Annotated in this window: 12 protein-coding genes; all 12 read left to right on the top strand. The window is 59.7% G+C overall.

The features are described 5' to 3' along the window. The first annotated feature begins 2 nt into the window (after positions 1-2). Positions 3-833 carry a creatininase family protein gene (locus ABIE48_RS18235; RefSeq protein ID WP_192715460.1) on the top strand — a complete coding sequence of 277 codons (831 nt, stop codon included), beginning with the start codon at positions 3-5 and terminating at the stop codon, positions 831-833. Further along, on the top strand, positions 830-1,711 hold the full coding sequence (locus tag ABIE48_RS18230) for a fumarylacetoacetate hydrolase family protein (protein WP_192715459.1): 882 nt from the start codon (positions 830-832) through the stop codon (positions 1,709-1,711). The genes ABIE48_RS18235 and ABIE48_RS18230 overlap by 4 nt, the downstream gene beginning before the upstream one ends. A gap of 76 nt (positions 1,712-1,787) precedes the next feature. Next, complete coding sequence (locus ABIE48_RS18225; RefSeq protein WP_192715458.1) at positions 1,788-3,107, top strand: FAD-binding oxidoreductase; 1,320 nt, start codon at positions 1,788-1,790, stop codon at positions 3,105-3,107. A gap of 94 nt (positions 3,108-3,201) precedes the next feature. Beyond that, the gene (locus ABIE48_RS18220; protein ID WP_192715457.1) at positions 3,202-4,524 is read left to right on the top strand and encodes a 5'-deoxyadenosine deaminase; all 1,323 of its coding nucleotides are present in this window, start codon (positions 3,202-3,204) and stop codon (positions 4,522-4,524) included. A 61-nt stretch (positions 4,525-4,585) separates the two neighbouring features. Further along, complete coding sequence (locus tag ABIE48_RS18215; protein ID WP_192715456.1) at positions 4,586-5,545, top strand: XdhC family protein; 960 nt, start codon at positions 4,586-4,588, stop codon at positions 5,543-5,545. Continuing rightward, positions 5,542-6,198, top strand: coding sequence for a nucleotidyltransferase family protein (locus ABIE48_RS18210; protein WP_192715455.1), 657 nt, complete (start codon positions 5,542-5,544; stop codon positions 6,196-6,198). The genes ABIE48_RS18215 and ABIE48_RS18210 overlap by 4 nt, the downstream gene beginning before the upstream one ends. A gap of 194 nt (positions 6,199-6,392) precedes the next feature. Further along, complete coding sequence (locus ABIE48_RS18205; protein ID WP_192715454.1) at positions 6,393-7,355, top strand: FAD binding domain-containing protein; 963 nt, start codon at positions 6,393-6,395, stop codon at positions 7,353-7,355. After that, a complete protein-coding gene (pucD, locus tag ABIE48_RS18200; RefSeq protein ID WP_192715453.1) occupies positions 7,349-9,625 on the top strand; it encodes a xanthine dehydrogenase subunit D in 2,277 nt (758 codons plus the stop codon). Before ABIE48_RS18205 ends, pucD begins: the two co-directional genes overlap by 7 nt. After that, positions 9,622-10,152, top strand: a complete 531-nt coding sequence (locus tag ABIE48_RS18195; RefSeq protein ID WP_192715452.1) for a (2Fe-2S)-binding protein — start codon at positions 9,622-9,624, stop codon at positions 10,150-10,152. The genes pucD and ABIE48_RS18195 overlap by 4 nt, the downstream gene beginning before the upstream one ends. Then, entirely contained in the window at positions 10,149-10,667 is a 519-nt protein-coding gene (gene uraD, locus ABIE48_RS18190; RefSeq protein ID WP_145024354.1) for a 2-oxo-4-hydroxy-4-carboxy-5-ureidoimidazoline decarboxylase, read from the top strand. Before ABIE48_RS18195 ends, uraD begins: the two co-directional genes overlap by 4 nt. Before the next feature lie 7 nt (positions 10,668-10,674). Further along, complete coding sequence (gene pucL, locus ABIE48_RS18185) at positions 10,675-11,655, top strand: factor-independent urate hydroxylase (protein WP_192715451.1); 981 nt, start codon at positions 10,675-10,677, stop codon at positions 11,653-11,655. Next, on the top strand, positions 11,652-12,011 hold the full coding sequence (uraH, locus tag ABIE48_RS18180) for a hydroxyisourate hydrolase (protein ID WP_145024358.1): 360 nt from the start codon (positions 11,652-11,654) through the stop codon (positions 12,009-12,011). The genes pucL and uraH overlap by 4 nt, the downstream gene beginning before the upstream one ends. The last annotated feature ends 21 nt before the right edge of the window (positions 12,012-12,032 follow it).

The raw sequence follows: 12,032 nt of genomic DNA, 5'->3' as shown, positions 1-12,032 counted from the left end.
CGATGTTTACACGATACGAAGGAGCAGCCTGGGAGGAGAGATTCCTGCCAAGGCTGACAAGCAAGCAGATCAAAGAGCTTCCCAAGGAAAGCACGCTGGTCATTCTGCCGGTCGGCGCGATCGAACAGCATGGACCGCATCTGCCAGTCATGACCGATACGCTGATCGGGGAGGCTACGGTGACCCTGGCGCTCGAAAAGCTGAAGCCCGATGCGCGGGTGTGGCTGCTGCCGCCGGTTTCGTACGGCAAAAGCAATGAGCATCTCGGCCTGCCGGGAACCATTTCGCTGTCGGCAACGACCCTGCAGAGCGTGATCCTGGATATCGCCGAAAGCCTGCGGCTGAGCGGTTTCCATAAGCTGCTGCTGTTTAATACGCATGGCGGCAATACCGACTTGCTAAACGTGGTGTCCCGGGAAATCCGCATTCGCCACAATATGCTCGTCTTCTATTTATCACCCTCCTCCCTGGGAGGTGCGGAGGATCTCATGCCCGCCGATGAACTGGAATACGGCATTCATGGCGGGGACTACGAAACGTCGATCGTGAAGGCCATCAAACCGGGATGGGTGCAGGATCAATGGCTCGTCTCGGAGACCCCGTCCATGACCGGGCAGAAATTTTTGACCCTTGAAGGGAAAATACGCTTCGCCTGGCGGATGGCGGACATTTCCGACAGCGGCATATGCGGCGATGCGACCCAGGCGACGGCAGCCAAAGGCAGCATCATTCAGGAACGGGTGACCGACATTCTAGCGGAGGTGTTTCGTGAGCTGAGCGAATTCGAGTTCGGCGATATCCGGGCCAAGGCGGAAGCGGGAGCCGAGCGATGAGGCTCGTAACCTTGGCGGGAAGCGGGCCAGGCAGCGCGGGCATCGTCGCAGGCAATCGGGTATTTCCCTTAACCGGGATCAATGAATCGCTTGGAACGGCTTGGCCGACGACCGTTCTGGAACTGTTGCGGACCGGCGAGGCGGCGGCGCTGTCCGGATGGCTGCGGGAACGAGGGCAGGAGGTGCTGACCGCCATCCCCTCCGTTCCCTTGGAGCAGGCACACCTTGGCCCCTTGTATCATGGTGCGGTCAATGTCTGGGGCGTTGGCGCGAATTTCCGGAAAAAGGCCGCGGATATGGCCGTGGTGCCGCCGGAGCAAGAGCCTATCTGCTTCTTGAAACCGGCAAGCACGATGATCGGCCCAGGCGAGGCCATTCTTCTTCCGGACGGGGCCGGACGCATTACGGCCGAGGCGGAGATCGGCCTGGTGATCGGTAAGACCTGCAAGCACGTCAGCCCCGAAGAGGCGCTGCACGTACTTGCCGGCATCGTTCCGACGCTGGATATGACTGCCCAGGACATCCATGCCCGCAATCCGCGGTTTCTTGGCCGCTCGAAAAGTTATGACACCTTCTTCAGTTTCGGACCGGAGCTGGTCGGCATGGACGAAATCGGGGACCTGGATGCACTGGATATACAGACCGTGCTTAACGGATCGGTCCGGTACAGAAGTAGTGTATCCGACATGATCTACTCCCCATGGTTGATTCTCTCGTATTTCTCGCGGATGATGACCCTTTATCCCGGCGATATCATCATGACCGGGACACCGGGATCGGTAGGCATCCAGGATGGGGATACGGCCGAATGCCGGATCGGCTCCCTGCTTCCCCTGCGGAATCCGGTCGTTCAGGAACGGATTAGCACCGTTTTATGAAATCGAAAAATTGTCCTCGCGAAATGTTCTTCTATATGGAGTAAGCTGTGAATCCAAAGAAAGCGGGTGGTTCCTCATGTCAATGGTATGGAAGCCTGAAATGCCTGAAGCGTTCAACGCACTGAAGCTGCTTACCGACGAAACGGCGGTCGAAAAGCTGTCGAAGGATTTTTATTGGTATTCCCCCGTGCTGAGCGGAAAACTGAAGGACAAAAAAGCGGATGCCGTTCTCGTACCAGCTACGGTCGATGAAATCCGTGAAGCGCTGCGCATTGCTTACCGGCATCGGATTCCCGTCACTGTCCGCGGAGCGGGAACTGGGAACTACGGACAGGCGATCCCGCTCGAAGGCGGCCTGGTGCTGGACCTCAGCGGCATGAACGAAATATTGGAGATTGGCAGCGGCTATGCCCGTGTACAGTGCGGCGTCAAGCTCGGCGTCCTGGAGAAGACGGCCCGGGAGCAGGGACAGGAGCTGCGGATTTACCCGAGCACTTTCGCCAAGGCGACGGTCGGCGGGTTCGTGTGCGGCGGCTCCGGGGGCGTCGGGTCGATTACCTGGGGCGACCTGTGGGACGGCAACGTGCTGGAGGCGACCGTCCTGACGATGGAAGAGGAGCCCCAGGTTCTCCGAGTCCACGGCGAAGATCTCAAGGACTATATTCATAACTACGGGACGACGGGCATCGTCACCGAGCTGGTCATTCCTTTGGCACCCCGGACCGAGTGGGCACAGGTGGTGGTGAACTTCGATCGCTTGGAAGATGCGGTCCGATTCGGGGAAGCGCTGGCGGAGGAAGCAGCAATCCCCAAACGGCTGATCACGCCGATGGAGTGGCCGATTCCCTCCTTCTTCAAGCCATTAGAAAAAGTGCTCGCTCACGGCAAATCGGTGGTTTTTACCGAAATCGCCGGGCATGCTGCCGAAGCGCTGCCGGCACTTGCCGCAGCTTTCGGCGGGGAAATCGGCTATGTCATTGACCCCGAGAAGTACCGCAAATCGATCGGGCTGTCCGATTTTACGTGGAACCATACGACGCTTTGGGCGCTGAAGCGTGATCCGGCTTATACCTACCTGCAAGCAGGTTTCAAGCTGGACTGCTACTTGGAGCAGATCCGGACGCTGAAATCGATGTTTGGGGACGAAATGCTGCTGCATTTTGAATGGATCCGCTCGAGGGGCAAACTCCAGCCGAACGGCCTGCCCGTCGTCCGCTACAGCACGGAAGAACGGCTGTACCATATCATAGACACCTGCCGGTCCATCGGCGTGGAAATTTATGATCCCCATACCTGGCTGCTGGACAATGGTGGACGCGGGGCTATACCCGGCATGCAGGAACGTAAGAGGCATAACGATCCGCTCGGCCTCCTGAATCCGGGGAAAATGGGCTGAGCAGCCGGGCAATGCGAAGGAAGAATCGTGTCCGGGAGAAGCGGCATCCGTGCGGCATCTCCCGGACTTTCCGTACAAGAAGGGGGAAGCGCCTTTGACAACGACGATCATACGCAATGCCATCATCATGACAATGAACCCGGCCGACGAAATTATCCATGGCGATGTTCGGATTGAGGACAACCGCATTACTCATATTGGACCCGGCGCGCCGAGCGAAGCCGATCGGGTGATCGAAGCCGGGGGCAAAGTATTGCTGCCCGGCTTTGTGCAAACGCACATCCATTTATGCCAGACGCTCTTTCGCGGACGGGCCGACGACTTGGAGCTGATTGATTGGCTTAAACAAAAAATTTGGCCGCTCGAAGCCGCGCATGACGAGGAGTCGGTGTACTATTCGGCTCTGCTTGGCCTCGGCGAACTCATCCGCAGCGGGACGACGACCATTCTCGATATGGAGACCGTGCACCACACCTCTATGGCCTTTCAGGCGATCGAGGAAAGCGGCATTCGGGCGTTTTCCGGCAAAGTGATGATGGATCACGGCGATGAGGTGCCCCTGGCGCTGCAGGAGGATACGGATCGTTCCCTCCGGGAAAGCGTCGATTTGCTGCAAGTGTGGGACGGGGCTGCCGGAGGGCGGATCCGTTATGCGTTCTGCCCGCGTTTTGTCGTCTCCTGCACCGAGCGCCTGCTGACCGAAGTCCGGGATTTGGCAGAGCATTACGGTGTTCTGGTGCACACGCACGCGTCGGAAAACCAGGGCGAGATCGCCATGGTCGAGGCCGAACGGGGGATGCGGAACGTGATTTATCTGGACCATATCGGCCTTGCCCGACCGAATCTCGTGCTCGCGCACAGCATATGGCTCGATGACGAGGAAAAGCGGATCATCCGCGAGCGCGGCGTCAAAGTCACCCACTGTCCGGGATCCAATCTGAAGCTGGCATCTGGGATTGCAGAAGTGCCGGAATTGATGCGAAACGGTATCCCGGTCGGCCTCGGCGCGGACGGAGCCCCGTGCAACAACAATCTTGACATGTTTCAGGAAATGAGATTATCCGCATACATGCAGAAGGTGGGGCACGGTCCGACGGTCATGAACGCGAGGACCGTGCTGCGAATGGCCACGATTGGCGGAGCGGAAGTGCTTGGCATGGAACGGGAGATCGGAAGTATTGAGACGGGAAAACTTGCAGACCTGATTTTGCTGGACCTGGAAGATTATCATGTCTATCCTTCCTTTGACGCGGATTGGTTCTCACGGGTCGTCTACGCCGCCACCCGCGGGGATGTTGATATGGTGATGATCGACGGTCATGTTGTGATGGAAGGAAGGCAGGTGCTGACCCTGGATAAGCCGCGGGTACTCGACGGAGCGAACCGGGCCTTGCAAAAGCTGCTCCGTAGATTGTAATCCTGCTTCAAGGAACAGGATCGCTGTATTTTTAGGAAAATGCATGTAAGGAGGAGTTCGGATGGAGACGGAAAGCATTCTCCGGTACGTGCAGAATGAAGAGGGGACGGCGGTGCTTGCGAGCCTGGTATCGGTGCGCGGCCATGCTTACCGCAAGTCCGGAGCCATGATGCTGATGGCCGCGGATGGACACCGCATCGGCAGCATCAGCCCTGGCTGTCTGGAAGCGGATCTTGCTGCAAGGGTTCCCCGGATTCTCGAGCGCGGCCGGTTTGAATGGGCGAGTTATAACACCGAGCCTGGCGTCGACCCGATCTGGGGAGAAGAAATGGGCTGCGGAGGCGAGCTCGTCATATTGCTGGAGCCGATCGAAGGCCGTCTTCTAGCGGTTCTTCTGGAAGCGGCCAAAATCGTCCTACAGGGGACGGCTGTCCGGCTCGTTCGGGAACTCTGCCCGGATCAAGAAATGGATTACCGGCTGGAGGAAGACGGCCCCATACAGGATTCGGTTGCAGGGCGGGGAGTGTTCTTCTATGCGACCCGGCTGGCTCCGAGCCGCCGGCTTATCATTTTCGGCGCCGGGGAGGAAACGGCGGCGCTGGAGGCGATGGCGCGCTCCATCGGATTTGCGACAGCGGTGGCGGATTGGCGCGAGGATTGGTGCAGCAGGGAGCGGTTCCCGCTGGCCCAAACGGTTGTTGGCGATGCCGGCAGGATCGTTGAGGAGCTGCGCATCGGCATCCGCGATTACGTCGTCCTTGCCAGCCATCACTTGCGCCGCGACCGGGAGATGCTGCAGCGTCTTCTCCCGCTGCAGCCGGAGTACGTCGGCGTCATCGGCTCCGCGTGGAGGATCGGGCTGCTCTTTGGTGAGCTGCCGATCCCGGACTTCGTGGATGCTCCTGCAGGTCTTCCCATTGGCGCGGAAGGCGCCTACGAAATCGCCGTCAGCATCGCGGCCCGGCTGGTGCAGTGGAAGAGCGGCGCTGAGGCGGCTGTTCGGGAAAGGCGGCATGCATGAGCATCATGGGCGTATACCTTGCGGCGGGAAGCAGCCGGAGAATGGGCTGCCGCAAGCAGTCCTTGGAGCTTGCACCAGGTATGCATCTGGCCGGCAGCGGCTTGGCGGCGCTTCGGGACAGCGGCCTGAGCGGGTTGATCGTAGTCGTTCATCCCGAAGACCCGCTGGTATGGCTGGACGCCGGTCTCCTCGCAGACCAAGCGGACGGCCCTGGCATTGTCGTCGCTGTCTGCCTGGCAGCGGATCAAGGCATGGCGCTCTCGCTGCAGTGCGGCATCCGTGCTGCTTCCGATGCAGGTGCCGATGCTGTGCTTGTGGCGTTGGCTGACCAGCCGTACGTGTCGCCGGCTTGGCTGATGCAGCTGATCGACGCGTGGCGATCAGCTCCCGGGCTGGATTATGTGACGAGCGAGGCGGGAAGGGAGGCGATGCCGCCCGCGGTTCTGTCGGCAACGATGTTTGAGGCGGCTGCCGGACTGAAAGGGGATCAGGGGGCGAAGCGCCTACTGGATTCTTCGCGGTTTCAAGGGCTCCGCTTGGCCCCTGCCGATCCTTTGCTTGTTCTGGATATCGACACGCCGGAAGAGTGGGCGGAGGCAAAACGTATATGGACGCTTCAGACGAACCAGCATCTCCCTATGTGTAAGAAATGATGACATAATTTTGATGGGTCTTGCCCAATTTTGGCATCGGGCACAATGTGAATGAACCGGATTGTGCATGACTCCTAAATCGAAGTTAAGTTTATTTACACAAACACGGTGGCGGCGTATAGTGTGAAAAACCAACCAATCTATTCCATTTAAACACCAGGATGCATTCAAGACACTGCAAAGGAGAGATGGCCATGGATGCTGCCTTCAACCCGGTGATGAGTGCACCGACTGTATGGCATCCGGCAGATGCCCGGGAAGCCTATTTGCTGAAACGCCGTTTTGGTCAGCAAGCGGACTATGTCGCTGGCGGCACACTCCTCCGTACGGAATGGGAGGCCGGAACACGGAGCATTTCCCCGCATTGGATCGACCTGCAGCGTGTGACCGGCTTAAGGGAGGTGTTCATGGAGGCCGGGGGATTGTGCATCGGTTCCCAGGTGACCCTCGGAACATGCCGGAGACATCCGAGCCTAGCCAGCCTTTACCCATTGGTGGGGGAAGCCATCCGCAGCACGGCAGCGTCTTCCGTACGAAACGTGGCGACGCTCGGAGGTAACGTATGCTCCGGCGTGGGGGACGTGCTGCCGGCGCTGCTCCTCTACGACGCAGAGTTGGAATGGCAGGATGAACACGGCCCCGTGGCGCCGCTGCCTTTGACGGAATGGCTGGAGCTTCGTGCCGCCGATGCCTTGGACCCTGACCGGATCCTGCTGACGATCAGGCTTCCTGCAAGGGCGGATGTGACCGGGATCCAACAGGCATCGGGCGGCGATAACGGCTTGCCTTCGCTGCTTCGGATCGCAGTCTACCACAAAGTAGGGAGACGCGAAGCCTTCTCCCCGTCGCTCGTTACGACGGCGGTGTCTGCGGAAATCGATGCCGCCGGCTGTTTCCGGCAGGTGAAGATCGCAACAGGCGGCGGGAAAGCAAAGCCTGCCCGCCTTGGCGCTCTTGAAGCATGGCTGGAAGGGAGCAAGGCAGACCTGAGCCGGCTTCCGGACGTTTATGAACGGGTCCTGGAAGAGTACAGACCGGCTGGCGATATATTCGCCGGAGAATCCTACCGCCGCAAGACGGCAGCATCGCTGATCACCGCAGATTTGTGGCAGCTGCTTCAACAGACTGCATCCGAAGGAGGGGAGACGCTATGCTGAACCGATCCAGCAGCGGAACGCGCTGGAGGGTGCGTCCGGACGGCCCGGATAAAGTGACGGGGCAGCTCAAGTATTTGACGGACATGAGCGCGCCGGATATGCTATACGGCCGGGTGCTGCGTGCGGCTTATCCGCATGCGGCCATCCGGTCCGTGCGGACGGAACGGGCGTTGGCGCTGCCCGGCGTGGAGGCGGTCCTGACCTGGAAGGATGTGCCCGGGCTGAATCGTTTCGGCATCGCCCGCGCCGATCAGCCGGTCTTCTGCGAGGACCGGGTCCGGTATACGGGCGATGCCGTGGCGGCCGTCGCAGCGGCTACACCGGAAGTCGCCGAATACGCCCTTCAGCTGATCGAGGTGGATTACGAGCCGCTCCGGGTTCTTACCGAGCCCGATGAAGCTTTGGCCGAAGGTGCGCCGCAGCTTCATCAGGACGGCAACATGCTTCACCGGAGTGAGTACCGCCGTGGCGATGCCGACGAGGCGTTCGGGATGTGCGCTCATATCGTGGAGGCGACCTACCGGACGCCGCGCCAGATGCACACCTATATGGAAACGGAAGGCGGGCTGTTCGTTCCGGGAGAAGACGGGAGACTTACCGTCTACTCTCCCACACAGCACGGCCTGATGGACCGGCTGCAGCTGGCGCGGATTTTGGCGGTCCCGCCGGAGTCGATCCGAGTTGTGTCCAGCCCGATCGGGGGCTCCTTCGGCGGGAAGGACGAATTAAACGTCCAGCCGTACGGGGCGCTTCTCGCCAGGGTGACGGGCAAACCGGTGAAGATTCACCAATCCCGCATGGAATCGGTACGGGCCGGCCTGAAGCGCCATCCGATGACCATCCGCATGAAAACCGGTGCGGACGCATCGGGACGTATCCTTGCCCATCAGGTCAGGGTTCTGGCCGATACGGGACCTTACGCCACGCTCGGTGCGGAGGTGCTGAACTTTGCGACGGAGCATGCCGTTGGTTCTTATGCCTTCGGCGCCGTCGATGCCGTAAGCATCTCGGTGTTCACAAACAACGGCATGTCCGGCGAGTTCCGGGGATTTGGCGGCAATCAGGCGCTGTTTGCACTGGAGGGCCAGCTGGACCGTCTCGCCGAGGCGCTCGGGATGGACCCATGGGAATTCCGCCGCATCAACCTGCTTCCGCCGGACGGGACCGGACCCTTCGGTCAACCGATTTCGGTGACTGGCGGGGCACTCAAAGTATGGAATGCCTTGAAGGAATCACGGTTGTGGCAGGAACGGGAACATCTCACGGAAATCGGGAACCGGCCCCCCTGGATTCAGACCGGTGTCGGAGCTGCTTTCGTCATGCATGGTGCAGGCCTTGGTTATGGCATTCCCGACCCGTCGGGCGGCCGGCTTCTGCTCACGCAAGACGGGAAGGTGGAGGTCGCGTTCGGTTTCGAAGAATGCGGACAGGGGCTGCTCGCGACGCTGGAGCAAATGCTGGTCGAGATGTACGGTCTGGACGCTTCCGATCTCAGGCTCGTCATCGGGGATACCGATGCGGTGCCGGACAGCGGCTCCAGCACTGCGTCCCGAGCGACCAGCATGATGTGGCAGGCACTGAAGCGTATGCAGCAGCCGTTTACAGAACGGCTGCTGGCCGCCGCTGCCGAAGCTGCGAGCGTGTCGGCGGAATGTCTCCGGATCGGTAACGGAGGTATTTACGATATTTACACGCAGAAGCGGGTGATGACGTACCAGGAACTGGCCGCCGCCGGGAAGGATCCCATCCGTGCCGATACGAGCTTTGCATACCCTGTGTCCCCTACGGCGAGGATCGGAGCTCACTATTTATATTCGTATGCCGCGGTTTGTGTCAGGATCGAGGTGAACCGGTTGACCGGGCGCATTCGACTGCTGGACCAATTTCATGCCGTGGCCGCAGGCCCGGTCATGAACCCGCAGGGCTATCTCGGCCAAATCGAGGGAGGGAGCGGAATGGCGCTAGGCTTTACACTGAGCGAGGATGCCGTCATGGAGGAGGGGATATACAAAACCGGCAACCTCGACACCTATCTCATTCCGACCGCAGCCGACTTGGCAGGTCCCGTCGAAGTGCTGCCGATCGAGGATCTGCCGGAAGGCGACGAGCACGGACCGAGAGGAATTGGCGAGATCGGCTCTGTCGGGCTTGCGCCGGCCATCGCAGCGGCTGTCCGGCAGGCGACGGGAATTTGGCTGAAGAAACTCCCTGCGAATCCGGCTTTGCTGCAAGATGCATCCTTCCTTGGGAGAAAGGGGGAGACGGTATGAAAACCGAAAAGGATCGTATCCAGCTGAAGCCGTGGACCTGCGAGATCAATGGCGGGCGGGTGTCGTTGAACATATCGCCGTCCAGACGGCTCCTCGACATTCTCCGCGACGATTTGGGCATGACCGGGACGAAACGGTCATGCGACATCGGTCGGTGCGGCGCCTGCATGGTGCATATGGACGGCGTGCCGGTCAACAGCTGCCTGGTCCCTGCGTATCAGGCGGAGGGCCGATCCATTACGACGATCGAAGGCATCGGACGGGATGGGCTCCATCCCGTGCAGCAGGCCTTTTTGGAGGAAGGGGGCTTTCAATGCGGTTACTGCACGCCGGGAATGATCATGACCGTCATTGCGCTGCTTGATGAACATCCCGATCCGGAGCCGGAACAGGTAGAGGAAGCGCTGTCCGGCAATCTGTGCCGTTGTACGGGATACGCGGCGATTCTAAGGTCGGTCCGGAGAGCATCGGAACGGATCATCTGGGAAAGGCGCGGTCCCGGAGGGAAGGAGGATGCGCGCATATGATCACGATCAACGAACTGAACGAAGGGACGGCCGAAACGTTCGTCCGGCGCCTGGGCGGCGTCTTCGAGCATTCGCCTTGGGTGGCGGAGCAGGTATGGGAGCTGCGGCCGTTCGAATCGGCTGCGGATCTGCACGGGCGGATGATGGAGCAGGTGTACGCAGCGTCTGAGTCTCAGGTGCTGGCGTTGCTTCAGGCGCACCCCGACCTTGCCACGCGCATGCAAGTCACAGCATTTTCGGCTCAAGAGCAGCGGGGCGCAGGTTTGGATCAGCTGACCGGGGAGGAATACGAAGCCTTTGCATCCATGAATGCGCAGTATGTAAGCAAATTCGGTTTTCCTTTCATTATGGCCGTAACCGGATGCACCAAAGACGACATCGCGCAAGCGATGCGGCAAAGAATTGATCATGATCCGGAGCGCGAATGGACGCAAGCGCTGCGCGAGATTGCCCGAATTACGCGAATCAGGCTGGGGCGGATCGTCACGGATCGCAGCCACGAACAGAAAGGATGACCTAATCATGCTAAAAATAAACTCCGGACGCACGCTTTATTACGGAAAAGGAGACGTCCTTGTTTACAGGACTTACGCAGAGCCGTTGGAAGCGGCCCCAATACCGGAATCTCCCTTTGTCGGGGAGGATAATATTTTGTTTGCCCATAACATCCGTTTTGCGGTCAGCGGTGACGCTCTGCTGACTTCGTTCACCGACGGGGACAACGCGCAGCTGGTGGCTACCGATTCCATGAAAAATTTTATTTTGCGCCAAGCTGCAACCTTTGAAGGAGGGACGACGGAAGCGCTGCTGTATTTTTTGGCCGTACGGTTTATGGAGACTTACGGCCATATCGACACCGTGCGGCTGTCGGCCAACCGGATTCCCTTTCTTCCTCTGCCGGTGCCGGGCCCGGGAGGGTTTCTGGATAACCGTCTCGTGTACAGGCGTTCTTACAACGATCATGCCGCCGCAGAGATGAAGCTGGCGCGCGGCGTCGAGGGGTATGATCTCGACGAGGCGTGGAGCGGCCTGTCGGACCTGCAGCTGATCAAAGTCAGCGGCAGCTCGTTCTATGGCTTTATACGCGATGAATACACGACGCTGCCTGATGCCTATGACCGGCCGCTTTTTATATTTCTCGATATCCGCTGGAGATATGACGACCCGCAGGATGCGATCCATCCGGAGGCAGGCAAGCATGTGCCCGTCCAGCAGATACGCGACATTGCCCAGAACGTCTTTTATGAATTTGCGACCCCGTCGATCCAGCATTTGATCTGGTTGATCGGGCAGCGGATTCTGATCCGGTTTCCGCAGCTGGCCGAGGTCCGGTTTGAAACGAGCAACCGGACATGGGAGACGGTCGTGGAACCTTCGGACGGCTTGTCATCCGGGGTCTTTACCGAACCGCGCCCGCCATTCGGCTTTCAGGGCTTTTCGATGACCCGGGAAGATCTAATTGCCGCACCGGAGCCGGCTGAAGGCACCGTCAGTTCCGGATGAGCGGGCGGATTTCGACACATGTGCTCGATACGTCCCGCGCGGTGCCTGCAAGCGGCCTTAAGGTAGAACTCCGGCTGCTGGGGCGGGAAGCGGTAGGGGGACGGCTGCTGGCATCCGGTATAACGGGAGCTGATGGGCGTCTTTCGCAGCCGCTGTGGGACGGCGGTTTGGTACCCGGGGGCGAATACGAGCTGACGTTTTGGGTTGGCGATTATTTCCGTCAACAGGCGGAGGCCGACGGGATTTCGTTTCTGGACCTTGTTCCGATCCGGTTCAGGGTGTCTAACGGCAATGAAAATTACCATATCCCGCTGCTGCTGGCGCCGGGAGGGTACAGCACGTACCGCGGAAGCTGATAGAAAAAGGGGTGGGCGAAG

Origin of the sequence: Paenibacillus sp. OAE614, assembly GCF_040546645.1 — a bacterium.
GTDB lineage: Bacteria > Bacillota > Bacilli > Paenibacillales > Paenibacillaceae > Paenibacillus_AQ > Paenibacillus_AQ favisporus.
The sequence above is the reverse complement of the archived record's forward strand: the minus strand, read 5'-3'. Positions and strand labels throughout refer to the sequence as shown.